Source organism: Mesorhizobium sp. P2_D6, from assembly GCF_056404315.1.
Genome location: NZ_JBFUEG010000013.1, coordinates 1 through 24280 on the forward strand (window position 1 = coordinate 1; position 24280 = coordinate 24280).

The 24280-nt window shown below is 63.5% G+C and carries 27 protein-coding genes and 1 pseudogene; 12 read left to right on the forward strand and 16 right to left on the reverse strand.

Translation table 11 applies throughout. The features are described from left to right. Positions 1-180, forward strand: a pseudogene (locus AC1D1L_RS23910) (IS110 family transposase); the annotation flags it as partial. Between the two features lie 210 nt (positions 181-390). Here AC1D1L_RS23910 and AC1D1L_RS23915 read toward each other — a convergent pair. The 8 genes from AC1D1L_RS23915 to AC1D1L_RS23950 form a co-directional block, all read right to left on the reverse strand. Beyond that, entirely contained in the window at positions 391-1377 is a 987-nt protein-coding gene (locus tag AC1D1L_RS23915) for an ABC transporter permease (RefSeq protein WP_477343905.1), read from the reverse strand. Between the two features lie 262 nt (positions 1378-1639). Then, on the reverse strand, positions 1640-2611 hold the full coding sequence (locus AC1D1L_RS23920) for an ABC transporter permease (protein WP_477343906.1): 972 nt from the start codon (positions 2609-2611) through the stop codon (positions 1640-1642). Further along, a complete protein-coding gene (locus tag AC1D1L_RS23925) occupies positions 2608-4158 on the reverse strand; it encodes a sugar ABC transporter ATP-binding protein (protein ID WP_477343907.1) in 1551 nt (516 codons plus the stop codon). The genes AC1D1L_RS23920 and AC1D1L_RS23925 overlap by 4 nt, the downstream gene beginning before the upstream one ends. Positions 4159-4398: 240 nt before the next feature. Further along, a complete protein-coding gene (locus tag AC1D1L_RS23930; RefSeq protein ID WP_477343908.1) occupies positions 4399-5433 on the reverse strand; it encodes an ABC transporter substrate-binding protein in 1035 nt (344 codons plus the stop codon). Positions 5434-5509: 76 nt separating this feature from the next. Continuing rightward, positions 5510-6424 carry a sugar phosphate isomerase/epimerase family protein gene (locus AC1D1L_RS23935; RefSeq protein ID WP_477343909.1) on the reverse strand — a complete coding sequence of 305 codons (915 nt, stop codon included), beginning with the start codon at positions 6422-6424 and terminating at the stop codon, positions 5510-5512. Positions 6425-6459: 35 nt separating this feature from the next. Next, the gene (locus AC1D1L_RS23940; RefSeq protein WP_477343910.1) at positions 6460-7995 is read right to left on the reverse strand and encodes a mannitol dehydrogenase family protein; all 1536 of its coding nucleotides are present in this window, start codon (positions 7993-7995) and stop codon (positions 6460-6462) included. Then, on the reverse strand, positions 7992-8774 hold the full coding sequence (locus AC1D1L_RS23945; protein WP_477343911.1) for an SDR family oxidoreductase: 783 nt from the start codon (positions 8772-8774) through the stop codon (positions 7992-7994). Before AC1D1L_RS23945 ends, AC1D1L_RS23940 begins: the two co-directional genes overlap by 4 nt. A gap of 302 nt (positions 8775-9076) precedes the next feature. After that, on the reverse strand, positions 9077-9961 hold the full coding sequence (locus AC1D1L_RS23950) for a MurR/RpiR family transcriptional regulator (RefSeq protein ID WP_477343912.1): 885 nt from the start codon (positions 9959-9961) through the stop codon (positions 9077-9079). A gap of 301 nt (positions 9962-10262) precedes the next feature. Here AC1D1L_RS23950 and AC1D1L_RS23955 point away from each other — a divergent pair, with 301 nt between their 5' ends. After that, complete coding sequence (locus tag AC1D1L_RS23955) at positions 10263-11447, forward strand: Gfo/Idh/MocA family protein (RefSeq protein ID WP_477343913.1); 1185 nt, start codon at positions 10263-10265, stop codon at positions 11445-11447. A 194-nt stretch (positions 11448-11641) separates the two neighbouring features. Here AC1D1L_RS23955 and rsgA read toward each other — a convergent pair whose 3' ends face one another. After that, positions 11642-12655, reverse strand: coding sequence for a ribosome small subunit-dependent GTPase A (gene rsgA, locus AC1D1L_RS23960; RefSeq protein WP_477343914.1), 1014 nt, complete (start codon positions 12653-12655; stop codon positions 11642-11644). 790 nt (positions 12656-13445) lie between these two features. On the opposite strand from rsgA, the gene AC1D1L_RS23965 reads away from it, so the two are divergent. Next, complete coding sequence (locus AC1D1L_RS23965) at positions 13446-14591, forward strand: extracellular catalytic domain type 1 short-chain-length polyhydroxyalkanoate depolymerase (protein WP_477343915.1); 1146 nt, start codon at positions 13446-13448, stop codon at positions 14589-14591. Between the two features lie 90 nt (positions 14592-14681). Here AC1D1L_RS23965 and AC1D1L_RS23970 read toward each other — a convergent pair whose 3' ends face one another. Both AC1D1L_RS23970 and AC1D1L_RS23975 read right to left on the reverse strand, forming a co-directional pair. Then, positions 14682-15191: a YciE/YciF ferroxidase family protein gene (locus AC1D1L_RS23970; protein ID WP_477343916.1), complete on the reverse strand. Its 510-nt coding sequence runs from the start codon at positions 15189-15191 to the stop codon at positions 14682-14684. A 125-nt stretch (positions 15192-15316) separates the two neighbouring features. After that, on the reverse strand, positions 15317-15526 hold the full coding sequence (locus tag AC1D1L_RS23975; protein ID WP_112559176.1) for a hypothetical protein: 210 nt from the start codon (positions 15524-15526) through the stop codon (positions 15317-15319). A gap of 103 nt (positions 15527-15629) precedes the next feature. Between AC1D1L_RS23975 and AC1D1L_RS23980 the strand changes: the two genes are divergently transcribed. Next, positions 15630-16163 carry an inorganic diphosphatase gene (locus tag AC1D1L_RS23980; RefSeq protein WP_477343917.1) on the forward strand — a complete coding sequence of 178 codons (534 nt, stop codon included), beginning with the start codon at positions 15630-15632 and terminating at the stop codon, positions 16161-16163. Between the two features lie 27 nt (positions 16164-16190). On the opposite strand, the gene AC1D1L_RS23985 is transcribed toward AC1D1L_RS23980, so the two are convergent. Together AC1D1L_RS23985 and AC1D1L_RS23990 are read right to left on the reverse strand one after the other, a co-directional pair. After that, positions 16191-16484 carry a hypothetical protein gene (locus AC1D1L_RS23985; protein ID WP_477343918.1) on the reverse strand — a complete coding sequence of 98 codons (294 nt, stop codon included), beginning with the start codon at positions 16482-16484 and terminating at the stop codon, positions 16191-16193. A gap of 16 nt (positions 16485-16500) precedes the next feature. Next, complete coding sequence (locus tag AC1D1L_RS23990; RefSeq protein WP_352559592.1) at positions 16501-16692, reverse strand: hypothetical protein; 192 nt, start codon at positions 16690-16692, stop codon at positions 16501-16503. Positions 16693-16786: 94 nt separating this feature from the next. Here AC1D1L_RS23990 and AC1D1L_RS23995 point away from each other — a divergent pair, with 94 nt between their 5' ends. From AC1D1L_RS23995 to AC1D1L_RS24005, 3 genes are all read left to right on the forward strand, one after another. Next, positions 16787-17200, forward strand: coding sequence for a hypothetical protein (locus tag AC1D1L_RS23995; RefSeq protein WP_477343919.1), 414 nt, complete (start codon positions 16787-16789; stop codon positions 17198-17200). 187 nt (positions 17201-17387) lie between these two features. Continuing rightward, positions 17388-17975, forward strand: coding sequence for a TetR/AcrR family transcriptional regulator (locus AC1D1L_RS24000; RefSeq protein WP_477343920.1), 588 nt, complete (start codon positions 17388-17390; stop codon positions 17973-17975). 109 nt (positions 17976-18084) lie between these two features. Beyond that, entirely contained in the window at positions 18085-18726 is a 642-nt protein-coding gene (locus tag AC1D1L_RS24005; RefSeq protein WP_477343921.1) for a DUF308 domain-containing protein, read from the forward strand. A gap of 213 nt (positions 18727-18939) precedes the next feature. On the opposite strand, the gene AC1D1L_RS24010 is transcribed toward AC1D1L_RS24005, so the two are convergent. Further along, positions 18940-19398 (reverse strand): DUF3237 domain-containing protein, encoded by a 459-nt coding sequence (locus AC1D1L_RS24010; protein ID WP_477343922.1) that lies wholly within the window; start codon positions 19396-19398, stop codon positions 18940-18942. A gap of 93 nt (positions 19399-19491) precedes the next feature. Between AC1D1L_RS24010 and AC1D1L_RS24015 the strand changes: the two genes are divergently transcribed. The 3 genes from AC1D1L_RS24015 to AC1D1L_RS24025 all read left to right on the forward strand — a co-directional run bounded on the left by AC1D1L_RS24015 (position 19492) and on the right by AC1D1L_RS24025 (position 21035). Beyond that, positions 19492-20349 carry a LysR family transcriptional regulator gene (locus AC1D1L_RS24015; RefSeq protein WP_477343923.1) on the forward strand — a complete coding sequence of 286 codons (858 nt, stop codon included), beginning with the start codon at positions 19492-19494 and terminating at the stop codon, positions 20347-20349. 143 nt (positions 20350-20492) lie between these two features. Next, positions 20493-20702: a hypothetical protein gene (locus AC1D1L_RS24020; protein WP_112559186.1), complete on the forward strand. Its 210-nt coding sequence runs from the start codon at positions 20493-20495 to the stop codon at positions 20700-20702. A gap of 63 nt (positions 20703-20765) precedes the next feature. Continuing rightward, the gene (locus tag AC1D1L_RS24025; RefSeq protein ID WP_376740402.1) at positions 20766-21035 is read left to right on the forward strand and encodes a PilZ domain-containing protein; all 270 of its coding nucleotides are present in this window, start codon (positions 20766-20768) and stop codon (positions 21033-21035) included. Between the two features lie 267 nt (positions 21036-21302). On the opposite strand, the gene AC1D1L_RS24030 is transcribed toward AC1D1L_RS24025, so the two are convergent. Beyond that, positions 21303-21602, reverse strand: a complete 300-nt coding sequence (locus AC1D1L_RS24030; protein WP_112559188.1) for a DUF1236 domain-containing protein — start codon at positions 21600-21602, stop codon at positions 21303-21305. A gap of 196 nt (positions 21603-21798) precedes the next feature. On the opposite strand from AC1D1L_RS24030, the gene AC1D1L_RS24035 reads away from it, so the two are divergent. Together AC1D1L_RS24035 and AC1D1L_RS24040 are read left to right on the forward strand one after the other, a co-directional pair. Next, entirely contained in the window at positions 21799-22521 is a 723-nt protein-coding gene (locus tag AC1D1L_RS24035; RefSeq protein WP_477343924.1) for a DUF1236 domain-containing protein, read from the forward strand. Positions 22522-22669: 148 nt separating this feature from the next. Next, a complete protein-coding gene (locus AC1D1L_RS24040) occupies positions 22670-23671 on the forward strand; it encodes a L,D-transpeptidase family protein (protein ID WP_477343925.1) in 1002 nt (333 codons plus the stop codon). Between the two features lie 52 nt (positions 23672-23723). On the opposite strand, the gene AC1D1L_RS24045 is transcribed toward AC1D1L_RS24040, so the two are convergent. Further along, positions 23724-23915, reverse strand: coding sequence for a hypothetical protein (locus AC1D1L_RS24045; RefSeq protein WP_112559191.1), 192 nt, complete (start codon positions 23913-23915; stop codon positions 23724-23726). Between the last annotated feature and the right edge of the window lie 365 nt (positions 23916-24280).

Below are 24280 nucleotides of genomic sequence, written 5' to 3' on the forward strand. Positions count from 1 at the left end.
CTCTTCATCGTCGCAGCCATCGTGGCTAAGTTCGATCCACATCTCAAAGCGTTCGCTCAAAGGTTGCAACTGGCGGGAAAGCCCAAAATGCTCATCCGCATCGCGCTTGCCAGAAAACTTCTCGTCATCCTCAATGCAAAAGCACGCGACGCGAGAAGTGAGTTCGCAAATGCAACTTGACCCCCCAGATAGTCGCTCTCCCCCACTTTGTGGGGGCGAGGAACCCAAGCATTCGGAGGGCGCGACCTCCGCCATTAGCGTTTCCTCGCCCCCATGAAATGGAGGACAGGTGGCTCGACGAAGTCGAGACGGTGAGGGGGAGCGCCCTGTCCGATTGCCCTGCGTCTTGGGCGAGCAAGGCTTCGCCCAATGCAGCGCTGGCATCAGCCCCTACCTCTCCTCCACAATCCGCAAATACGCCGCCGTGACAAACAGCACGATCAGCCCGAACAGGATCCGCCTTGCCCCCTCCGGCATCTGCAGGATCGTCAGCAGCGTCGTCAGCACGGTCAGGATCAGTGCGCCGATGATGGTGCCGGTGTAGCCGCCGCGGCCGCCGAAGATGGAGGTGCCGCCGATCACGGCGGCGGCGACCGAGGGCAGCACCAGCGGTTCGGCGAGCGACAGCGATGGGGCCTTGATCAGGCCGATATAGAGCAGGCCGGTGATGCCGGCGAGCACGCTGGAGGTGACGTAGAGCGCGGTGATCACCTGCCAGTATTGCACGCCCGACAGGCGGGTCGCGCGTTCATTGTCGCCGACGGCGTAGAGCAGGCGGCCGAAGCCGGTGCGGACGAGCGTGAAGACGATGAGTGCCGCCAGCGGCACGAACAGCAAGAGCGCGTTGGGGAAGCCCCATGTGACGCCGGTGCCGAGCCAGGCGAGGAAGTCGGGGATCTTGGCGCCCGACGCGATCACCGTGCGCTGGTAGACCTGCAGGCAGCCGGTGCCGATCAGGCTGGTGCCCAGCGTCATGATCAGCGGGTGGACGCGGAAGACGCCGACGCCGATGCCGTTGACGAGGCCGATCAGCACCGCCGGCATCATCGCCAAAAGGAATGCCACCGCCGGGTCCTGGTTGACCACTTGCGTGGCCATGATGAAGGCGCTCATCGTCGCCACCGTGCCGACCGAAAGGTCGATGCCGCCGGTCAGCATGGTCATGGTCTGGCATCCCGCCAGGATCGCCAGCGGAATGGCGAATTTGATGGTGTTGGCGATCCAGCGCTCGCTGACGATGCCGGGTCGCAGGATCTGCAGGATCACCACCAGGATGATGAGCAGGATGACCAGTGGGATGAGAGGGCGGTCGGCCATGAAGCGTTTCAGGCGGCGGCCGAAGGGGACGGGCGGAGGTGTGATCGCGGTGGTGCTCATGACGCTGCCCTTGCTCGCGATGAAGTTTGCCAGGTGCGGTAGGCGGGCGAGGATGGTGCTCTACGGCGCCCCCCTCTGGCCTGCCGGCCATCTCCCCCACAAGGGGGGAGATCAGACGGCACGACGGCCTTCGCCAATCTCCAATGTTGCAAGAAAGAGCGGGGCGCCAAAACCGCTGATCTCCCCCCTTGTGGGGGAGATGTCCGGCAGGACAGAGGGGGGCGCGAAGGAACGCCGACATCTCTCTGTGACAGCACCACGATCACTGCCGCCCCCGCATGGTGATAAACGCGCCGAACATCACCACCGCCACCATGATTGCGCCCTCGATGATGGCGGTGACGTTCGGGTCTATGGCGAGCAGCGTCAAATCCGTGCGAACCAGCCTCAGCACGAAGACGGCGACGATGGGGCCGAGCAGGCCGCCCTTGCCGCCGCCGAGCGCGACGCCGCCCAGCACAACCGCCGCGACGCTGGCGAGCAGATAGGGGCCGGGGATGGGGGCGCCGATGCCGGTGCTCATGGTCAGCGCCAGGCCGCCAAAGGCGGCGAGCAGGCCCGACAGCGCATAGGCGATGATGCGGGTGCGCTTCACCGGCACGCCTGAGCGGAACGCCGCCAGCTCGCTCGAGCCGATGGCGTAGATGGAAAGGCCGAGGCGCGAGCGCCTGAGCGGTATCCAGATGATGCAGAGGCAGACGATCAGCACCAGCAGCGCCTTCGGGACCCAGGCGTCGATGGCGTCGGGCAGGCCGGGGATCGGTACGGTGCCGGAGATCAGCGCCTTCAGCCATTCGGCGATGCCGCCGCCCGGCGCGTCGAGCACCAATAGCGCCGCGCCCTGCAGCACGAACAGCATGGCGAGCGTGACGACAATATCGGGCACGCGGGTCACGACGATGAGCAGGCCGTTGAGCGCGCCGAGCGCAAAACCCATGGCGAGCACGAAGGGCACGACGAACAGCGCGTATTCTTCCGACGCGCCATTCATCATCGAAGCGGCGGTGACGCTGGTCAGCGCCATCATGGCGGCGACCGAGAGGTCAATACCGCCGGCGATGACGACCACCGTCTGCGCGGCGACGGCAAAGGCGTAGGGCAGGACGGCACGGGCGAGCGAGCCGAAATCGTTGCTGCCATAGGCCGGCTGGATGATCCGGGTGGCGATGAACAGCACGATGAGCAGGGCGAAGAGGCCGACGACCCAGCCCTGGCGGCGCAGGAAGTGGCTCATGGCGACGCCTCCGGGGCATCGGAGGCATGGGCGGTGGGATCGGCCAGGATACCGATATCGGCCTTGGCGCCGCGCGGCAGGCCGTAGGCGGCGCGCATCAGCGCCGGCTCGTCGGCCTCCTCGACCGGGAAGATGTCGACGAGGCGGCCGCCGAAGATGACGATGACGCGGTCGCAGACGCGCTGCACCTCTTCCAGTTCCGAGGTGTAGAACAGCACCGACTTGCCGTTGCCGGCGAGCTCGCGCAGCAGCTTGTAGATCTCCTGCTTGGTGCCGACATCGATGCCGCGCGTCGGGTCGAAGCACAGGATGGTGCGGGCGTCGGCCGCGATCCAGCGGGCGATGGTCACCTTCTGCTGGTTGCCGCCGGACAGGCGCTGCACCTCGCCTTGCGCGCGGGTGTCGATCTGCAGCCGCTCGATGGCACTGAGCACGGTCGCGCGCTCGCGGCGCATGTTGATCGGCCCCCAGTTGCGGAGCGCCGCGCTGAAGGGCAGCGCGATGTTTTCACGCACCGATCGTTGCATGGCGAGCGCCTCGGACCGGTCGCCCGGCACATAGGCGATCCCTGCACGGATGGCGTCGATCGGGTGCGAAAATTTCACGGGGGAGCCGTCGACCTCGATGGTGCCGCCGGATGGCCGGATCGAGCCGGCGAGGGCGGCGAACAACTCGTCCTGGCCCTGGCCTTCGAGCGCGACGACGCCGGCGACCTCGCCATCGGCGAGATCGAAGGAGACGTCGCTGAGCTTGGTGCCGACGCGCAGGTTGTGCACCGAAATGCGCGGCTGGATTGCGGTCGGCGCTGCCTTCTCGGCGGCGCTGCGGGCGGCGACATGGGTCTTGACGATGCGGGTGCCGAGCATCAGCTCGACGATCTTTTCCTCGACGCCGGGCACGATGCCGACGACACCGACAGTCTCGCCGTCGCGCAGCACGGTGGCGCGGTCGCACAGCGCCGAGATCTCGACGAAGCGGTGCGAGATGAAGATCACGGCCCGGCCCGAGTCACCCTGGCGGCGCACCACTTCCAGGACTTTTTCGGCGAGGTTGGCGGGAAGTGCTGCCGTCATCTCATCGAGCAGCAGCACGTCGGGTTCAACGGCGAGCGCCCGGGCAAGGTCGAGCACGCGCAGCACGGCCAGCGGAATGTCGCGCGCGGTGTCGCGCAAATCGAGGTCGGCAATGCCGAGTTCGCGCACCCAGGCGCGGAACGGCTCGACCGGCGTGCCGGTGAGCCTGAGATTGGATAAGACGTCGAGATCGGGGATCAGCGACGGTTCCTGGTAGACCGGCAGCAGCCCGGCGCGGCGCGCGGCGGCGGGCGAGCGTATGTCGCGCGCCTCGCCGCGGATCAGGATGCGCCCGGCATTCGCAGGAATGGCGCCGGTCAGGATCTTCACCAGCGTCGACTTGCCAGCACCGTTGGCGCCCATCAGAGCGTGGACCTCGCCCGGCAGGACGGAGAGCGACGCGTTGCGCAGCGCTGCAACCGCGCCGTAGTTCTTGGCGACACCGGTGGCGTCGAGGAGGGGGCTGGTGGTCAAATGGTTTGGGTCTCGGTTTTTTGGTCTGTTTAAAACAACAGTACGCCAGGCTTGTGCGCGGCGTACTGCTGAAAGGCTCCCCCTTCTCCCCTTGTGGGAGAAGGTGTCGCCGAAGGCGACGGATGAGGGGTGTTCCAGCGGAGTGAGGCGTTGGTGTTCCCTGAAACACCCCTCATCCGTCTCGGCGCTAACGCGCCGATCCACCTTCTCCCACAAGGGGAGAAGGCAGAGGCGCAGTGCTCACTCCCCCGGCCCCTTGCACGCGATGATCTGCTCCTTGGTGTACGTCGTCCACTCCGGGATCGAGATCGAGACCGGCCATTCCGGGCTCAGCGACGGGTCGGCAGCGGCTTTCAGCTTGGCCTTGCCTTCGTCGGTGGCGTTGTCCCACAGCTGCGGGTCGACCAGCACGGTCTGCTGTGCCGGCTTCTTGCCGTCGAGGATCTGCAGCGCCAGCGTCACGCCGGCACCGCCGATCGAGCCGGGGTTGGTGACGGCAGCGCCAACCAGACCCTTGACCGAGCTCAGCTGGCCGACGAAACCGGCATTGTCGGCGCCGACCACCGGCACCAGCGGCGCCTGCGATTCGACCAGCGCGTCGACGATGACGTTGTCGATGCCCGAGGTCCAGATGCCGTTGATCGGCGTGCCCGTGGCGAGGAACGACAGCATCTGCTGCTTGGCCTGGTCCTGCTGCCAGCCGGTGAAGACCTCCTGCGCGACCTTCACGTCGGGGTTTTCGGCCAGCGCCTTCTTGAAGCCTTTGTCGCGATCGGAGTCCGCCGAAGCGCCGGCGGCGCCGCGCATGTAGAACACCTCGCCCTTGCCGCCCATCTGCTGGAACAGCCATTTGGCGCCGAGATAGGCGTACTGTTCCTGGTTGTTGGAGATGATGTAGGCCGACGGCTCGGTGACCGCCTGGTCGACAGCGACGACGACGATGCCGGCCTTGGTGGCTTCCTCGAGGCCCGCCTTGATGCCGGCGGGATCAGCGGGGTTGACGACGATGGCGTCGACCTTGGCGCTGATCAGGTTGCGGATGTCTTCGAGCTGGCCGGCGGCATCGGTGTTGCGGTGGGCGATGTTGAGTTTCGTCACTTCGCCCGAAGCCAGCGCCTGCGCCTTCATGGCGCAGACCATCTCCTCGCGCCAGCCATTGCCCTGCACGGTGTTGGAAATGCCGATCGTGTATTTGCCTTCGGCCGACGAGACGCCCATCGACGCCAGCAAGGCAGCACCCGCAAGCAGCGGGACCATGGTCGGTATTTTCTTCATGTCAGTACTCCTCCACATTGTTTTTCAGTTTCTGGGTTTTGCTCCCGATCGGATCAAAACCAAGCTATTCACCTCGTCATTTGACGAAGGGGCGCAGCACGTCGCGGGCAAGCAGGAAACCGCGCTTGACCTGGTCGTCGCTACCTTCAAATCGCCTGTCCTCATGTTCGATGATGACCGAGCCGTCATAGCCGGCACGGTAGAGGCCGGAGAAGAAGCCGCTCCAGTCGACATCGCCCAAGCCCGGCATGCGCGGCACCTGCCAGCCTATCCCGGCCGAAAGAATCCCGCGCTCATAAAGTCCATCATGATCAATCATCAGGTCCTTGGCGTGGACATGCAGCATGTAGGGGCCGAACTCCCTGATGAAGCGGGCCTGGTCGATCATCTGCCAGACCAGATGCGAGGGATCGAAATTCATGCCGACCTCGCCGCCCCACGCCTCCAGGATGCGGCGCCAGATCTGCGGCGAATAGGCGATGTTGTGCCCGCCCGGCCACTCGTCATAGCTGAAGATCATCGGGCAATTCTCGAAGGCAAGCTTGACGCCATGGTCGCGCGCATAGGCGACGATCTCGGGCCAGACTTTCAGCGCGTCCTGCCAGTTGACGTCGACGGTCTTCGAGGCATCGCCGCCGCAGAACGTGTTGACCACCGGCACGCCCATATTGGCCGCCAGCGCGATGACCTTCTTCAGATGACTGATGACGGCCTCGCGATGCGCGGCGTCGGGATGCAGCGGGTTGGGATAGTAGCCGAGGCCGGAGACCGTCAGCTTCTTCTCCGTCAGCGACGCAACGATCTCCTTGGCCTGCGCAGGCGAGGTGGAAGCGGCGTCAATATGGCTGGTGCCGGCATAACGTCGCGTCGCGTCGGACGTTTTCGGCCAGCAGGCAATCTCCAGCGCCTCGAAGTCGGCCGCGTTTGCCCAATCGGCGACTTCGGCAAGTGGCGTCGCCGCGAACGGTGCCGTCAGCAGTCCAAGTTTCATAGTGCCTCCCCTGGTCGTGGCTTCACGACCGGTACCTATAATGCCGATTGTTTGGATCGCTTCAACCTCGCGGCCTCATCTTGTTCAAGACTGTGCTGGACGGCCGCCATCGGAACGTCCGAAAGCAGGTCGCCAAGTGCTGACGTGACGGCCGCACGGAACGTCTCGTCAGCGGCGAGGCTGTGGTCGAATATCCCGTCGATGGCGAGGATGGCGGACGCCAGCGCCTGCGCATCATGGCCGGTCGTGTCGGCGATCTCGGCGACCTTGCCGGCATAGGGATCCGACACCGGCCAGCGTTTGCCGAAGCGTGCGGAAGCCTGGATGAGATAGGCCATCCAGCCGGCAACCGGCACCGATAAAAGGCCGATGCTGGCGCCCTGGCTCAGCCGGTCGCGGATCGGGTTGAGCAGGCGCTGGACGATCTTCTGCGAACCGTCGGTGGCGACCTGGTGGTTGCGGTGGCGGATCGCGGTGTTCTTCAACCGGGCAAGGCTCTGCTCGACATAGGCGAGCGGCAGGATGCCGGGCACCGGTATCAGCGTCGGCACAGTCTCTTCGACCAGCATGCGTCGGATGAAGTCCGCCAGCAGCGGGTCGGCGACGGCATCCGATGTGTGTTCGAGCCCGGCCAGCACGCCAAGTGTGGCGAGCGTCGTCTGGGCGCCGTTCAGCACCCGCATTTTCAGATGCTCGAACGGCGTCACATCGTCGACAAAGGTGGCGCCGACCAGATCCCAGCGCGGCATGCGGCCGGCGAATTTTTCCTCGATCACCCATTGCCGGAACGGCTCGCCGACGGCGACAGCGCCGTCGCGATAACCGAACCATTGCTCGACACTGTCGAGGTCGGCCTGCGTCACCGCCGGCGCGATGCGGTCGACCATGGCTGAGGGGAAAGCGACATTGGCCGCGATCCAATCGGCCAGGCCATTGCCGAGCCCTTCGGCAAAGCTGCGCACGACATTGCCGAGGATGACGCCATTGGTCGGAATGTTGTCGCAGGAGAGCAGCGTCAGCGGCCGCCCATGCGTGGCCATGCGCAGCTCCAGCGCCTGCACCAGCAGGCCGGGCACGCTGCGCGGCGTCTCGGGGTTGGCGAGATCGTGGACGATGTCGGGATGGCCAAGGTCGAGCTCGCCGCTCGACGGGATGTGGCAATAGCCTTTTTCGGTCACCGTCATCGTCACCAATTCGACGTCGGGCGAGACCAGCACGCCGAGCGCCGGTGCCGCACTCTCCTGGCTGTCGACCACCCGGACGATGCTGCCGATGACGCGTGCCTCGATATGGCTGTTTTCGCGGATCAGCCTTGTATAGAGCCCGCTCTGCCGTCCCAACGTGTCGGCGAGGCTTGGCGGGCGGATGTTGATGCCGACAATGCCCCAGCGGTCGAAGCGCAGCGAGATGAGATCGTCGGTGTATTCGGCCTGGTGGCAGCGGTGGAAAGCGCCGACGCCGAGATGCGCCATGCCGGGCGCCAGCATCGTGCGGTCGTAGGACGGTGTCTGTACCGATGCCGGCAAACGGTCGAGCAGCGCCGGCCCGAGTGTCTCGGTGGAAGCGCTCACCGGTTCGCCCCGATCACCGCTTGCTCCTGGTCGATCACGGCGCCGGTCATCGGGCCGGCCGCGTCGGAGAGCAGGAAGACGGCGAGGCTGGCGATATCGTTCGGCGTCAGCAGCCGGCCGAAGGGCTGCGCGGCATTGGCCTTGTCGAGCCAGCCGGGGCCGTTGCCCAAAGTCTCGGCCTGCATGATGCGTTCGGCCGGCGTGTCGGTCCAGCCGACATTGATGCCGTTGACGCGGATGCGGTCGAAACGGTGGGCGTTGGCGGCGTTCTTGGTCAGTGTCGCCAGCGCACCCTTGGTGGCGGAATAGACGGCAAGCTCCGGCGAGCCGCAATGGGCGTTGATCGACAGGATGTTGAGAATAGCGCCGCCCTGGCGCCGCTCCTTCATGTCGGCAATGGCCGCCTGCATCAGGAAGAACGGCGCGCGCGCGTTGACGGCAAACAGCGCCGCCCAGTCGTCGAGGCTGGCGTCGAGGAAAGAGGCGCGGTCGGTCAAGCCGGCAGCGTTGACGAGGGCATCGATGCGGCCGAAGCGCTCGATGCAGGTCTGCGCCAGAAGGGCAGGGGTTGCCGGGTCGGCAAGATCGGCGGCGACGAAGATGGTCGGCGGGCCCAATTGCGAAAGCTCGGCCGCCACCGCGTCGCCGCGCGTCTTCTCACGCCCGGTGACCACAAGCCCGGCGGCGCCGGAACGCGCCAGCGTCTCGGCAATGGCGCGGCCAATGCCTTGCGTCGACCCGGTGACCAAGGCCACCTTGCCGTCCAGCCGGATCTCCATTCCTCCTCCCGGAACAAAGTTTCTATTTTTCTAGATATGGAATGGTAATTCCCGATAGTCAATTGTGCCAGTTGTGCTCCGTGAGAAGCCAACGCCTGAAGTCAGCGCTGCCCCTCATTGCCCTGCCGGGCATTTCTCCCCGTATAGTGACGGGGAGAAATGGCTGGCCGCAACCTTGGCGCTTTTCTACCTTGGAAATTGGCGAAACCGGCGGTGACAGCGCCCCTCTCCCCGTCACTATACGGGGAGAGGATGCCGGCAGGCAGGTGAGGGGCGGCGCCGGCGCGATTGCCCCACAGCACTCATTCGCCGCGTCGCGCCGCCACCCCGTGGACCAGCGCCATCCCCACAGCGAGCGATGCCGCCAGCGAGCGGAAGCCGGCAAAGTCGGATTCCACTACTTCGAGCCAGCTGTCCGACAGCGGGATCAGCGGGCTGAAGGTGCTGTCGGTGACGGTGACGATGCGCGCCTTGCGCTCATGCGCCACCGCGACGAGGTCGGGTGTGATCGAATTGTAGGGGCTGAAGGAGACGGCCAGCACCGCATCCTTTGTGCCGATGCAGCCGATCTGGTCGAGCGCCGAGGAGCCGACATTGTCGACCAGCACGTTGCGCACGCCTTGCTGCGACAGGGTCAGCGACAGATAGGCGGTGACCGGGAAGGCGCGCTTTGAGCCGATGACATAGATCAGCTCGGCGTCCGCCAGCAGCGCCACCATCTTGTCGAAACTCGCGACGTCGAAGCCCGCCTCGATGCGGCCGAGCGAGGCCTGCGACGCGCCAACCATGCCGTGCAGGAAATGCAGGTTGGGCTCGGTCTCGGTGCGCGGCTCGCCACGCCCTTCCGGCCATGATCCCTTGATGTGTTCCTTGAACAGGCCCTGGAAATCGGAAAAGCCGGAATAGCCGAAGATCTGCGCAAAGCGCACCAGCGTCGAGGGCTGCACGCCGGCCTGTGCCGCCACCTGCGCGATGGTGCCGAGCGCGACGTCGCTCGGATGCTGCCACAGGAAGATCGCCACCTGGCGCAGCCGCTTGGGGAAATGCACCGTGCCCGACGACAGCACGGCGCGCAGCTCCTCATAAGTTTGCGGCTGGATATAACCCAGTGCTGCCAGAGAGCGTCCCCGCTTGCGTGTCGCCGCCTCGTCGGCGATCGATCGTCCTGACTTCCTTGCCCCACTCATGATTTCAGGCTAGCGCGATACGATCGTTTTACAATATGAAAATTGGAAATCGTGTTCGAAAGCGAGAACGGATGCGATCGGTCAAAAGTGGCGCTCTACGGCGCCCCCCTCTGTCCTGCCAGACATCTCCCCCACGGGTGGGGAGATCAGCAGTTTCGCCTTCGGCGCCCTTCCTGCAACGCTCGAAGTTGGCGAAGGCCGGCGTGGCCGCTGATCTCCCCCCTTGTGGGGGAGATGTCCGGTAGGACAGAGGGGGGCGCGACAGAACTCGACGGCAACAACAGTCTTCCCAGGAGGAAACATGGTCTACGCAACATCGGACGGATCGGCCGGCAAGCGGCTGAGGGTCGGCATGGTCGGCGGCGGCCGCAATGCCTTCATCGGCGCCGTGCATCGGCTCGCCATGCGTCTCGACGACCAGATCGTTCTGGTCGCCGGCGCGCTGTCGTCCGACCCGGAAAACGCCGCCGCTTCGGCGGCCGAGATCGGCATCGCGCCGGAACGCAGCTATGCCGATTATCGCGCCATGGCGCAAGCCGAAGCCGCGCGGCCGGATGGTATCGAGGCGGTCGTCATCGTCACGCCAAATTATCTGCACGCCCCGATCGCCACGGCCTTTCTCGAAGCCGGCATCGACGTGATCTGCGACAAGCCGCTGTCGACGACGCTCAGCGACGCCGAGGCATTGGTAGCGCTCGCCAAGGCGAAAAAGCGCCGTTTCGTCGTTACGCTCAACAACACCGGCTACGCCATGGTGCGCCAGGCGCGCGAGATGGTGGCGGCGGGCGAACTTGGCCGCATCGTCTCCGTGCACGGCGCCTATATCCAGGACTGGCTGACGAAGCCGATCGATGCTGAGGGCCAGAAGCAGGCGGAGTGGCGCACCGACCCGGCCCGCGCCGGGCAATCGGCGGTGCTGGCCGATATCGGCGTGCATGCGTTCAACCTGGCAAGCTATATCTCCGGCTGCGAGGCCGAGGCGGTGTCGGCCGATCTGTTCACCGCCGTGCCGGGGCGCCGGCTCGACGACAATGCGCACGTGCTGATGCGCTGGACCGGCGGGGCGCGCGGCACGATCCTGGCCAGCCAGACCTCGCCCGGCCATTACAATGATCTCTCCGTGCGCATCTATGGCGACAGAGCCGGGCTCGAATGGTCGGGCGGCCGGCCGGAGGAATTGCGCTTCTCCGTTTATGGTGAGGAAACCCGCACGCTGGTGCGCGGCGGTCATGGTTCGACGGCGGAAGCCCAGCGTGTGTCGCGCATGCCGGCGGCGCACCCGGAAGGCTATATCGAGGCCTTCGCCAATTTCTACCGCGACGCCGCTGACATTATTCGCGCGCATCGCTCCGGTGGGGTGGTGGATGCGGCGCGTGCGGCTCAGGTGCCTGATGTGGTCGATGGAGCGCGCGGCGTGAAGTTTGTCGCGGCGGCGGTGGAGTCAAATGCGGCCGGTGGGGCTTGGACGGCGGCACGGTTTGGGTGAGGGCCAGGGGCGGTGGCTGCTGTGGTTTAGCGGCAGTGGCAATCACCTACGGCAGTCCCCCACTCCGTCTCGGCTTCGCCGAGCCACCTCTACCCCCACATTGGTGGGGAGAGGAAACGCTAATCGCCGTGGTGGCGGCCTAAAAAAGAAGTTTCCTCGGCTTCCTGAATTCTCTTCTGGGATGCTTTAGCCGCTCAACGCCGCTTTAGGCGACCGCCCGGCGATTTGTTCCCGCGCGGGCCGCTCTGAACCGGCGTGTTGCCCTGGTTTTCCTCGGATAGTTTGCGCCAGCGGGCCAGGCGCTCGGGATCGAGCGTACCGGCCTTCAAGGCAGCCTGCACCGCGCAGCCCGGTTCGTGGACATGGGTGCAGTCGCGAAACTTGCACAGTGGGGCGAGCTCGGTGATTTCGGCAAACAGTGTGTCGATGCCGTAGGCGACGTCGCTGACATGCAGCGTGCGCATGCCCGGCGTGTCGATCACCCAGCCGCCGCCGGCAATGGCGTGCAGCGATCTGGCTGTGGTGGTGTGGCGGCCCTTGGCATCGTGCTCCCGGATGCCGGCGGTCTGTTGCGGCGCTTGCTGCGCCGATCCGGCCAGCGTGTTGACCAGCGTCGATTTGCCGACGCCGGAGGAGCCGACCAGCGCCACCGTCTGGCCCGCGCCGCACCAGGCGGCGAGCGCGGTTGCGGCATCCGCTATGCGTGGGTTCAGCATCACCACGGCCAGCCCGCGCTGCAGGGCGGCAGCCTGGCGTCGGTATGCCTCGGCGTCGTCGGCGGTATCGCCCTTGGTCAGCAGGATCACCGGCGTCGTTCCGGCCTCGTTGGCCAGCGCCAGATAGCGCTCGAGCCGGGCGATGTTGAAATCGGCATTGCAGGAGGTGACGATGAACAGCGTATCGACATTAGCCGCGGCCAGCTGTGGCACCCTGGCACCCTGTGTGCGGCGCTCCAGCACCGTCTTGCGGGTCAGGCGGCGCCGCAGCAGATGCGTATGGGGCTCGACAAGCACCCAGTCGCCGACGGCGTAGTCGCCGGTGTTCGCATTCGCCGGCAGCGTCAGATCGGTTTGCCCATACTGGGACAGGCCGGCCAGGCGGTCGCGGTGCACCGAGGCAATGCGTGTCGGAACGAGGCTGGCCTCATCACGCTCAAGCTGATCGCCGAAGAAATCCGTCCATCCGAGGCTGGCGAGGGATTCTGTCAAAGCCTTGACCAAGGGGACGGTGTCGCAGGCATCGAGGGTATCCTTGGCAAATGGGCGCGGACAACAGCCTTTCGGAGCAGGGCGGTAATCCGAGCCGTTCTATGGGCGGCGCGGCGATGTTTGGCAAGCCGGGTCCCGCGCGGGCGAGCAGAGCAAATGGCTGGAGCTCGACACAACCGGCGCGTGGATCGGACCGAATTTCAAGAAGAACAATCGCCGGCAGCTGTTCTTCCCCGAGGCAGATGTCGGGACGTGGAGCGATCAGGCGGCCGCCGATCCCGATCCGTTTGCGGACGAAAAGGAACGCGCCGCGGCCAAGAAAAAAAACAAACCGCCGCAGGCGTGAACGAAGTTCGCGATCGCCTGGGCGCGCTGTCTTTTCTTGCGAGGGGGAGGGGATGGCCGGCGCCACAGGGGGCGGGGGGTTGGGATGGGGTTGCCTGAAGCACCGGCCAAAGCGGGACAAGTCCCACGCCCAACAAGCTAGCAGAGGTTGGATCGGTTCATATGGTGTGATCGCGGAACTGGCGCAAAAGCGCTTTCGCATCGTCGCTTCGGTGCCGCCAAAGACCACGCAACCGGGGGTTTTCCGGTGGGTTGCATGGGTTGCGCAAGCGCCGGTTGAAGCCCGGTGAGCAGCTGTCGTTTTGAGTGTTGGTTCCGGCGTCGCGCAACGGATTGTATGATCGGTCACTAATCCTCAGCGCAGCTTGTTATTGTGCAGTGCAGCAACGATATTGCTGCGAGTGCGTTGTGCACGACTGCCATTCCGGCGCGCAAGGATAACGATTTGCGAAATATATCCGATACGATCGCTCGGCTGAGCGCGATGCGCGGCCGGCCGGTTGGCTCCGGGCAGAGCAAGGACGATCATCTCTCAGACATGACAGGCTTCGGGTCCAATCCCGGCGCCTTGCGGGCGCGGCTCTATCTTCCGGAGAATCTTCCAAAACAGGCGCCGCTGGTCGTCGTGCTGCATGGCTGCACCCAGACTGCCGCCGGCTACGATCACGGTTCCGGCTGGACCGAGCTCGCAGCGGAGCAGGGTTTTGCCGTGCTGCTCCCGGAGCAGCAGCGCGCCAACAACGCCAATCTTTGCTTCAACTGGTTTGTGCCCGGCGATATCAGCCGCGACAGCGGCGAGGCGCTGTCCATCCGCCAAATGATCGAGGCGGCTGTCGTCACGCATGGCCTTGACCGCAAGCGGATCTTCGTCACCGGCCTGTCCGCCGGCGGCGCCATGGCGGCGGCGATGCTGGCGGCATATCCCGAAGTGTTTGCCGGCGGCGCGATCATCGCCGGGCTTGCCTATGGCAGCGCCTCGACCATCCCCGAAGCCTTCGACCGCATGCGCGGCCATGGCGGCCCGTCCAGGACCGAGCTGCAGCGTCTGTTGCGGCAAGCCTCGCCGCACAAGGGGCCGTGGCCGCTGATTTCGGTGTGGCAAGGCTCGGCCGACACCACCGTCGTGCCGGCCAATGCGGACGCGGTGCTGGCGCAATGGCAGGGTGTGCACGGCGTTGGCGAGAGGCCGACACGCACGGAAAAGGTCGACGGTCAGACGCGGAAGGTCTGGTCGGACGGCGATGGACGCGACGTCTTGGAGACATACACCGTTGCCGGCATGGGCCATGGCACGCCGTTGAAGACGACTGGCGAGGATGGCCTGGGCAAAGCAGGGCCGTTCATGCTGGATGTCGGGATTTCCTCGACGCGCCACATCGCCCGCTTCTGGGATCTGGCAAAGCCGGACGTTCGACATAAGGCGAAAGCCGCGACCGCTTCAGGCGCGGCGTTGCAGCCCTTTGCGCCGAAGGAAAAACCGCGCGCGGTCCGTGTCGAACCCACGCCGGAGCCTGCCAACGCGCGCGGCACGGCAGCCGGGATCACCAAGGTCATCGAGGATGCGCTGCGCGCAGCGGGGCTGATGCGCTAGCGTTGACGGCGGACGAGCTTACGGGCTCGCCCGTCGTGCTCACTCCTTGCGAGCAGGGACCGGCGACGGGACGGGCTCTTCCCCCTCAGATTAAGCGGCTTCGGCTGCGACGTTGACCGCCGACTCGGCGAGTTGGGTCAGCGCGGCATCGGTCTCCTTTTCCTCGCTCAGCGTCAGCTCGAGCAGGTTGACCGCCTCGTTGTAGCCGAGTTCCGCGGCCCAGGTGCGCAAGGTGCCGTAGCGCGAAATCTCGTAATGCTCGACAGCCTGTGCTGCCGCCAGCAGGCCGGCATCGAGAGCTGCCGCGCCTTTGTATTCGTCAATGATCTCAGCGCCTTCCTCGGTGATGCCCATGATCGCCGCGCAGGTCTTGCCGACCGGCTTCTTGCCGATGATCGCGAACACCTTCTCCAGCCGGGCGACGTGCTCTTCGGTCTGGCCGCGGTGCTTTTCGAAAGCTGCCTTCAGCTCGCGGCTCTGCGCTGCCTTGGCCATTTTGGGCAGTGTCGCCAGGATCTTCTTCTCGGCGAAATAGATGTCCTTCAGGGTATCGTGAAACAGGTTGCTGAGGTCTTTGGAGGATGCCTTGGTCGTTGCCATTGTTGCTTGTCCTTTCTTTGGGGGTGGAGTTCAGGTCAACTCCGGCATCCGAGACAGGTTCCGCCGAGATATCGATAAAACAGCGGGTTGGTTCGGCGGCTCTTGCGCGGCCCTTTGCGTCGCGTCTATTTGTCCTCCTGGCGTTTTTCGATCTCATAGGTGAGCCATCGGCAGAACATGCCGACGATCGATGCCGCGGCGCCGCCGAGCAGGCAGGCAACCAGCAGCGGATCTTGTGAAGCGCTCGACCAGCTCACGATGGCCAGCAGGACGACACTGGCGGTCGAAATCAGATAGCCGACGCCCTTGAGCAGATGCAGAGCAGCTCTTGTCATCCTGAAATCTCCTTAGCCGGGATCTCCGTGGCGGCCTGTCCTCCGGAACATTCTTCTGGTCTTGAAGTTCCATTCGAAGCGAACCCGCGACAGAGTCACGCCGATGCCCGACTATCTGAAACTGCCGACCACGACCAAAGGCCTAGTCAGGGTGGTGATCGAAACCCCGCGCGGCGCCGCCGCCAAAATGGCCTATGACCCCGCCATCCAGGCCTTCGCCTATGTCCGACCATTGCCGGTCGGGATGACCTATCCCTACGACTGGGGCTTTATCCCTTCGACACTCGGCGAGGATGGCGATCCCCTCGATGGGCTGGTCATCCATCAGACGGCGACCGCCCCTGGCATCGTCATCAAATGCGACCTGCTGGGCGCCTTGCGGGTCAAGCAGAAGGACAAGGGTGGCGCGGCCCTGCGCAATGACCGCTACATCTTTTGCCCACGCAAGGAGGATGCAGAAGACGAGCCGGTCGCCGCGGACCACGTGCCCGAGCATCTGAGGCGCGAGATCGAACAGTTCTTTCGCTCGTCGGTGTCGGAAACGGGCAAGGAGATCAGGTTCAAAGGCTGGCAGGACGCCAAGGCGGCCCGCAAGTCCATCAAAAAGGGAATGAAAACCTTCGCGGCCCGCAAATGAACACCGCTTGCAGTGACATGCGGAGGTTCAGCGATCGTTGCGTTCGAGGCTGCGCGCAACCTCTGTCTGGGCGACCTGCAGCAGCGTGTCTATTTCGAACATCGCCACCGCGTGACCGCCATCGCGAATGACAAGGCGGGCGCGGTGAAGCAGGTCGGACACCGTCCGCAGCGTTTCAACATGGCTTGATGGATTCGACAAATGCGTGCCCTCCATCAGGCACAACCGTTGGATCGGGAGACTGTTCCCAAAAAGCATGTCGCTGTCGTATTGCAGGGACTCGGCTGTCAATGGCGGGGCTGCCGTCTTCGAGTCGGTCAAGCACTTGCAGCGAATGCTAAATCCGCGCGATCTTTTCCAACCCCAGCCGCATTCGCTGGCCCTCGGCGAAGGTCAGGGCGAACGCCTCGAGTTCGAACGACGTTGTGGTTGCCTTGCCGTCTTCGACCACGCGGACGAACCATTCGCCGCAGGCTTCGACCACTTCGATGGCAGGTGGATCAACTTTGTTGCTCGGGACGTTATCCATCGCAATTCTCCTCAAGAGCAATGGGAAACGTCTATTTTTATAAGCCTCGCGCGAAGCGCGTTTCAATATCAAAAGTTAGCGGCCGGCCAGGCGAATGGCGGTGAGCGCGGGCAGCGGAACCATCCTTGTCTGTTCGCCGTTCCCTTTACCTCAACGAAAGGAACAGCCCATGGCCGACAACGAAACCCCGAAGATTTCCACCCGAGAAGCCCAGGAGGCCCTGGAGAAGCAAGTTGCGTCGCTGAAGCGCGAAATCAACAAGATCAACAGGACGCTTGCCGACCGCGCCGAAGATGCCGTCGAGGAGGCAGGCGGCTGGTATGGCAGCGCCACCGAGCGTGCGGCACGGACAGCGCAGCAGCTGAGATCACAAGCGCACACGGTGTCGGAAACCGTCCAGCAGAATCCCGGCACAATCAGCAGCGCTTTTGTGCTTGGCGGCATTGTCGGGCTGTTGATCGGCCTGCTCCTCGGGCAAACCCAGGAACGTGACCGCCGCTGGTTTTAGCGGGCGGCAAAGGCGTATTGCGGCTTGTCCCGTTCTTGCGGAATGGCCGTAGGGTTTCCTGCCCTATCTCGCCCGCTGGCTCGGCCGGCGGGCTTTTCATTTCCGCGTGATTGCCAGTCTCTGGCCTTGGCGCCTCGCCCAGAAATCCAGGGTTGACAACAACCCTACTAGTAGGTAGGTAGTCACCATGAGCAATCTTGTGATGACCTCCGATCAGATTCTGGCGTCGGCGCGAAACTTCATCGTGGCGGGCGGCTACAACGGATTCAGCTACGCCGATATCGCCGGCGAAGTGGGAATCCGCAAGGCGAGCATCCACCATCATTTCCCCAGCAAGGTCGACCTCGTTCGCACGCTTGTGGCCCGCCATCGCGAGCGTACCGAGGCCGGCATGGCAGATCTGGAAAGCAAATTCCCTGACCCGCTCGCGCTGCTTCAAACCTATGCCGGCTACTGGGCAAAATGCATTGAAGATGCGAGCGTCCCGTTTTGCGTCTGCGCGCTGCTTGCCAGCGAACTCCCGGCACTGCCGCCTGAAATTGCCGTCGAGGTGCGGGCCTACTTCAGGTTCCTGTCCTCCTGGTTGACCAAGGTCATGCAGCGGGGCGCCGAACAGGGGGTGCTCAAATTCGTCGGCTCTGCCGAGCTGGAGGCTGAGACGTTCATGGCGACTGTCCATGGCGCGATGCTGTCGGCGCGTGCCTATGGCACCCCTGCCATATTTGACACCATCCTGACGCCAACCGTGCAACGTCTATCGGCGAAGGTTCATTAACAGGAAATCTGGCGATAGGGCGCGAGCCCTCCACCGATTCCCGCAACGTGCCCGCGCTGCCTACCTTCTAGTAGGTATACCAAATCAACCACGAGAAAGGAAAATCAGAATGCTTGCCAACACGAATGAAACCAACCAATCCACCTGGCTCAAGAGCTACTATTTCACACGCTTTGCCGTGGCGGCCGCCTGGGTCCTGCTCGCGTTCACGGTCGCCAGGACAATGCCTTCCCTGGCAGCCATCATGCTGGTCGCCTATCCCGCCTGGGATGCGCTGGCCAATTTCGTCGACGCCCGGCGCAGCGGCGGCCTGAACCGCAACAAGACGCAGCTGCTTAACTTCATCATCAGCATCGTCACCATGGTCGCGGTCGCCATTGCGCTTGGCAAGTCCATGAATGCGGTGCTCGCGGTGTTCGGCGTCTGGGCGGTCCTGTCGGGCCTTTTCCAGCTCGCCACCGCCATCCGGCGCTGGAAGTCCGGCGCGCAGTGGGCAATGGTGCTGAGCGGCGCCCAGTCGGCGCTGGCCGGGATTTTCTTTGTGAAGATGGCGGGCGGTGCGGCGACGATCGACATTACCAACGTCGCACCCTATGCCGCCTTCGGCGCCTTCTACTTCCTGGTCTCCGCTGTGTGGCTGACGGTGAGCGACGCGGCGCAGGTCGGCGCAGGCCGCGGGATGAAGGTACCGCACGGCTGGCGAGAATGGGATGGAAGTCTTGCCGATTGCGCCGCTCAGCGACCGGAGTGACATGGCCTGGCTAGCGTTCATCAAGGCGGTCTGTTGGGCGTGGCGAGACTTCCCATTGGAGCTGCCGCGCTGGCCAATGTCGCTGAGTTGCTCGTCTGTCAGCTCGCGCAGCATGCGCGAGCTTGGCGCCTCTGCATTTGCAGCCAAAACCGGCGAAGCATCATCTGCCATGCTCGCTCCAAGCGAGGCGTATTGTGTGGCCGCGCTGTCACGTCAGAGGATTTCAAAGACCTCATATTCGACACCGCTTGCCGTCCGGCCACCGCTGGCGACCGATACAATGCGGTTGAGCCAGGCATGGGCCGGCGCAGCGGTCTCGAAATATGGCGTTGTGCGTAGATAGTATTCGGATGCATCGACCAACTCTCCGCGTGCCAGGCGTTCGTCGATGGCCTGAGACGCGCGCCTGACACCGCGATAGGTCATGATGATCAAGCCGCCATCGTCGGCGACGAGGAGCAGCCTGACATCCTGTTGGAATGTGCCGTCCGCTCGGCCGAGAAGCAGATCGGACCCGATGAGCGGCGAGACTGTGCCGCTAATGCGCTCGCCCTCGAAGTTTCCGCCCGAGACCGCGAAAATACGTCGGCCGCCCGCCGGCGTGTGCCCAAGATCCATGACGGGGTGAAGCGTCATGGAGAGGGTAAACAAGTGTCTTGATTGCAGCGACATCAAATGCCTCCTAGTTTCGAGGCCGGCATCTACACCAGTGCGCGTTGCTCAAAAAACGCGCTCTTCTTGTCGCTGTCACAAGGAAAACTAATCATGCGGCCCTCGCTCGAATCCTTGCGCATTCTCGAAGTATGCGTTGCGACCGCCAGCTTTGCGCGGGCGGCCGAACGCCTTTTCCTGACGCCGGCGGCCGTTAGCCTGCGTATCCGCTCGCTGGAGGCCGAGCTTGGGCAGCCGCTTTTTGTACGCGTTCATGGGCGCGTCGTGCCGACACCTGCCGCCGCCGCGCTGGCAAGCCAGGTTCGGGAATCACTCGCCGGGATAGCGGAGGCGGTCGACCGATTTCAGGCGGCGACGCCTCCTCTAAAGGTCACCGCACCACCCACGTTCGCATCACGCTGGCTCGCACCGCGTCTACCGCACTATCCTGAGTCAGGATCGGCCGGTATCGAGCTAGATGTCTCGACGGATATACGCGATGCCAACGCGTTTGACGTCATCATCAGAACGGGTCGCGGTGGGTGGACCGGCCTTGAGGAACACCGGCTCATCCCGGTGGACGTGACGCCAATGCTGGCGCCGTCCCTGCTCGGAGCGCATTCGCTCGCCGTTCCGGCGGAACTGGTCGATTTCGAGCTCTTGCCGCATCCCGACTGGGAACAATGGTTCATCATGGCGCACGGCGAAATCCCGTCGGCCATACGGTTCGCCGCAGTCGATTTCCCGACCCATGAACTCAACGCAAATGCCGCATTGGCAGGTGCTGGTGTGGCGCTGCTGTCGCCCACCTTGTTCGGTTCTCTGTTGGCCCAGGGCCTTCTGGTCGCCCCCTTCCGTCACGTGCTGAGCGGTCCCGCCTGGCACTTTGCGCTGATGCGCGCCGACGACCGCCGCATGGCTCCGAGGCATTTCTGCGCCTGGCTGCGGGAGCGGGCCGGCAATCCGCCATGAAGATGGCGAGCAAGGGACAGGCCGCTGGGTGAGAGCTTCGCACGTCCGAAACGGCATTTGCGCGCCTGGGCGGCGCCCTCAACAGTGGAGTTGAGTTTCCTGGCCACGGTCGTATGTTCGTTGACCGCGGTGGAGGATAACAATTGCCCATTCGACACAAAGCCACGGAGGCTGGCATTCTGCAGCCATCCGAACTCGAGCTGTTGGGGCGTGTATTCCAGCAGCTCAAGCTCGACGGTCAATCGCCAGAAGCACGCGAGGCTCTCGCATCCCGGATTATTGCGAACTATATGGCCGGCGTGGTCGACGAAGCCGAGCTCGTCAGTCTTTCGAGGCAGCCGCTGGGCCGGTAGTTTCCTTCCATCCCGCGTTCCGGGACGAAAGATTTCGGTTCGTCAAATCAGAGGAATAAGGCAGTGCCGACTGACCCACCAATAGAGCGACGGTCGCATATCCGTGACCTTGTTCTGAAGGAAGCGACAATCGACTCCGGCGACGTCAGCATCAATTGTCTGGTTTGTAACCAGCACGCTCACGGTGCGGAGTTGCGGGTGAAGGCCGACATCGCAATTCCCGACCGTTTCGTGCTTCACGTTCCTGTAGATCGCACCAGTTATCGCGCCGTGGTGCGCTGGAGAAGGAAAGAGCGACTTGGGGTGCAACTCGATTCGGGAAGGCAGACATAGGTGGCGGTGGCCCCCCATTCCTGGATACCTCGGATTGGCCAGCCGTAATCGTAACCGGCTACGCCGATGCGGACGCTATTTCCGATCGACCGTCGAATGTCCCGTTGTCTGGCAGGCCGTTCCGCCAAAAAGGGTCTCATCGAGAGCATCGCGATCGCCCACGCCGGCCCCCAGCCAATCAATTAGGCCGGGGTTAGCTCAATCGGCCGACTCGGCACCGGCAAATGCCCGCCACTCCGGAAAGCGGCGGGCTAGGACGAACTTGGATCACTGAATAATCTTCACGATCTTGCGTGTGCCAGGATCAACCACCACGGTCTGGTTGTCGACCACGACGTAGCGGTATTTGACGTTGGGAACTTCGTGAAGTTCGACGGTATCGGGCAGAGCCGTACCGACATTGAGTTCCACGCCGGGAATCTTAATGGAAGCCAGCGGCTGTTTGTGCACATACTCTTTGATTACCGTTTCCTGCTCAGGCTGGATGATCACATCCTGAGCGGCTGCAGCGCCAACGCCGGCAAGTAGCAAAAGTCCTGCCGCGGCGGTGGTAAGATGCATTCTCATGATCGTCTCCTTTCCACTGTGAGCGAGCCCTTGCGCTGCGCGTTTCGCAGCCGGGTCTCCTGGTCGTAAACGCCATCGAATGGGGCTTGTTCCTTCAAATTTCTGCTTGTCGGTTTTGCCAATTCTCCTTGGAACAAAGCTTTTCGGTTGAGATTTACCCAATGAAGGGACTGACACCGTTCGAGGAGACTTCCTTATGAAACATATTCTGATCACCAGCATGCTGGCGCTCGGCGTTGGCTGTGGGGCAGCGGCAGCGCAGACACAACCAGCCGAGACCAAACCCGGCGCCGACGCCAATTGCGCGGCCGGCACGGCCGACTGTCAAAAAGGCTCGAAAATGAAGATGGGCGAGCAGGCCCAGGGTAAGCCCAAGGTCCAGGCGGACGAGCAGACCCAGGGCAAGACCAAGCTCAAGACCGACGAGCAGGCCCAGGGCAAGGCTGGTGCGGCCACCGATCAGCAGGCCCAGGGTAAGCCCAAGGTCCAGACGGACGAGCAGGCCCAGGGCAAGACCAAGCTCAAGACCGACGAGCAGGCCCAGGGCAAGGCTGGTGCGGCCACCGATCAGCAGGCTCAGGGCAAGCCAAAGGTCCAGACCGACGAGCAGGCTCAAGGCAAGACCCCGACACAGACGGATCAGGGGTCGACTGCTTCGATCACCAACGTGACGGTCGAACAGAAAACCCAGATCACCCAAGTCATCAAGCAGACGAGGATCGAGCCGGTGTCCAATGTCGATTTCGACATTTCGGTCGGCATCGAGATTCCCCGGCACAAGATTCGGCTGCATCGTCTGCCGGCGCGCATCGTCAAGATTGTACCCGCCTACGAAACCTACGAGTATTTCGTCTTGGCCGACGGTCGGATCGTCATCGTCGATCCCGACACCCTGAAGATCGTGCTTATCCTCACGTGACCAGTGCCCGTCGCACTGAAAAGGCTCGCCACATCGACGTGGCGAGCCTTTCCATAAGATCTGCCGATGAATCAGCTGTCGGCGAACGGAACCACAAAGGCCGTTCCGCGTCATAAGGGAGGTCCTGTGCAACTCCGGAGTTGACTCGATGTCTAGGCTCCTCCTTTTCGCCGTGGCGCTCGTCCTCGCTTGCGGCGGGGCAGAGGCGGCCAAGCTGGACCAAACCGCCGTCAATCAGGCCCAATTCGTCGTCAGCCCACCCAAAGGCGTCAATCCAGCTGTACTGAAAACCCAGATTCTTCTGGATCGCGCCCGATTCTCGCCGGGCATGATCGACGGCCGCCTTTCAGAGAACCTCGCCAAGGCGGTTGGGGCCTTTCAGGCCGCGAACGGATTCCCATCAGATGGCAAGCTCACTCGGGAAACCTGGGACAAACTGATGGCAACCTCCGCCAGTCCCGTTCTGGTGGCCTACGAACTGACACCCAAGGATGTGCGCGGACCTTTCACCAAGCGCATTCCGGCTCGCCTGGAGAGGATGGCCCGTCTGTCGAGGCTTGGCTATCACAACGCGGCGGAGAAGATTGCGGAGCGCTTCCATATCAGCGAGCAATTGCTCAGAAAGCTCAATCCTGGCATCGGCTTCAGGAAGGCCGGCACGATGTTGGTGGTCCCAGATGTTGGCCGAGGCGATTCTCCCGCCGTTGTTGCTGGTGTCGAGGTCGACAAGGGCACTCGCCAGGTGCGCGTGCTTGACGCCTCTGGCAAATGGCTCGCAGTCTACCCGGCCTCGATCGGGAGCAACGAGAAGCCGGCGCCAAGCGGTCAGGCAGAGATCAAACGTGTCGTACGCAATCCCACATACCACTATGATCCGGACTTCGCCTTCAAGGGAGTAAAGACCAAGCGGCCCTTCACCATTGCTGCGGGGCCGAACAACCCCGTTGGATCGGTCTGGATCGACCTCTCTATCGAAAGCTACGGCATTCACGGCACGCCCGAACCCGGCAAGATCGGCACGACCTTCTCGCATGGCTGCATCAGGCTGACCAACTGGGATGCCGAAGACCTCGCCTCGATGGTGCAGAAGGGCACGAAAGTTAGCTTCAAGGACGAGATGGCGAACGCAGACATCAAGCTCGCCGATTAGACCACGCGCACTTGGGCTGCCTAAGGGCCGAGCATGCAAAGGCTACTAGGGTCTACAATCGCTTGAAGTCCGCAAGCCCCAACCGTATTCGCTGACCTTCCGCATAGGCCAGTGCGAACGATTCCAGATCGAATGATCGGGTCAGCTCCTGGTCATCCTCGACCACGCGGACGAACCATTCGCCGCAGGCCTCGATCACTTCAACACAGGGGCAAACCCAGGCGTTGAATGTTACATCATCCATTTCGCACCGCCTCCCGCGCAATGTGGCCAATCACGAATTTATGGGACCGCCGAAATCAGTTCTTCAAGTAACAAAAGGGTCTCGACCAAACTCAAACCGCGAACCCGCGCCTTCTCCCTACAAGGAAGAAGCGCGCAGGCCGCCGGCTACCCCACCCCCGCCAAGCAATGGGATTATCTGGCGAGGGACCGTTGCCAGCAATAAAGTTTGACATAGTGGGACGAAAATTCTGCGACGAGGCAATCGCGCGATAACCACCGACCTTGCGATCAGCGCGATTCAGCGCCTGCGGGACGACTGCGGACGAACATCACAACATCGCACGCGGCAGGAGCATGGCGGGTCAAAGCAATCGCTTGTCGAAG

Excerpts from the sequence above, each read along its gene's own strand:
- AC1D1L_RS23950 (WP_477343912.1), bottom strand. The coding sequence starts at position 9,961 with ATGAGTGGGGCAAGGAAGTCAGGACGATCGATCGCCGACGAGGCGGCG.
- AC1D1L_RS24040 (WP_477343925.1), top strand. The coding sequence starts at position 22,670 with ATGTCTAGGCTCCTCCTTTTCGCCGTGGCGCTCGTCCTCGCTTGCGGC.
- AC1D1L_RS23980 (WP_477343917.1), top strand. The coding sequence starts at position 15,630 with ATGCCCGACTATCTGAAACTGCCGACCACGACCAAAGGCCTAGTCAGG.
- AC1D1L_RS24000 (WP_477343920.1), top strand. The coding sequence starts at position 17,388 with ATGAGCAATCTTGTGATGACCTCCGATCAGATTCTGGCGTCGGCGCGA.
- AC1D1L_RS24005 (WP_477343921.1), top strand. The coding sequence starts at position 18,085 with ATGCTTGCCAACACGAATGAAACCAACCAATCCACCTGGCTCAAGAGC.
- AC1D1L_RS23915 (WP_477343905.1), bottom strand. The coding sequence starts at position 1,377 with ATGAGCACCACCGCGATCACACCTCCGCCCGTCCCCTTCGGCCGCCGC.
- AC1D1L_RS23990 (WP_352559592.1), bottom strand. The coding sequence starts at position 16,692 with ATGGATAACGTCCCGAGCAACAAAGTTGATCCACCTGCCATCGAAGTG.
- AC1D1L_RS24045 (WP_112559191.1), bottom strand. The coding sequence starts at position 23,915 with ATGGATGATGTAACATTCAACGCCTGGGTTTGCCCCTGTGTTGAAGTG.
- AC1D1L_RS24010 (WP_477343922.1), bottom strand. The coding sequence starts at position 19,398 with ATGTCGCTGCAATCAAGACACTTGTTTACCCTCTCCATGACGCTTCAC.
- AC1D1L_RS23920 (WP_477343906.1), bottom strand. The coding sequence starts at position 2,611 with ATGAGCCACTTCCTGCGCCGCCAGGGCTGGGTCGTCGGCCTCTTCGCC.
- AC1D1L_RS23995 (WP_477343919.1), top strand. The coding sequence starts at position 16,787 with ATGGCGGTGAGCGCGGGCAGCGGAACCATCCTTGTCTGTTCGCCGTTC.
- AC1D1L_RS23975 (WP_112559176.1), bottom strand. The coding sequence starts at position 15,526 with ATGACAAGAGCTGCTCTGCATCTGCTCAAGGGCGTCGGCTATCTGATT.
- AC1D1L_RS23935 (WP_477343909.1), bottom strand. The coding sequence starts at position 6,424 with ATGAAACTTGGACTGCTGACGGCACCGTTCGCGGCGACGCCACTTGCC.
- AC1D1L_RS24030 (WP_112559188.1), bottom strand. The coding sequence starts at position 21,602 with ATGAGAATGCATCTTACCACCGCCGCGGCAGGACTTTTGCTACTTGCC.
- AC1D1L_RS23930 (WP_477343908.1), bottom strand. The coding sequence starts at position 5,433 with ATGAAGAAAATACCGACCATGGTCCCGCTGCTTGCGGGTGCTGCCTTG.
- AC1D1L_RS24015 (WP_477343923.1), top strand. The coding sequence starts at position 19,492 with ATGCGGCCCTCGCTCGAATCCTTGCGCATTCTCGAAGTATGCGTTGCG.
- AC1D1L_RS23955 (WP_477343913.1), top strand. The coding sequence starts at position 10,263 with ATGGTCTACGCAACATCGGACGGATCGGCCGGCAAGCGGCTGAGGGTC.
- AC1D1L_RS23945 (WP_477343911.1), bottom strand. The coding sequence starts at position 8,774 with ATGGAGATCCGGCTGGACGGCAAGGTGGCCTTGGTCACCGGGTCGACG.
- AC1D1L_RS23970 (WP_477343916.1), bottom strand. The coding sequence starts at position 15,191 with ATGGCAACGACCAAGGCATCCTCCAAAGACCTCAGCAACCTGTTTCAC.
- AC1D1L_RS24035 (WP_477343924.1), top strand. The coding sequence starts at position 21,799 with ATGAAACATATTCTGATCACCAGCATGCTGGCGCTCGGCGTTGGCTGT.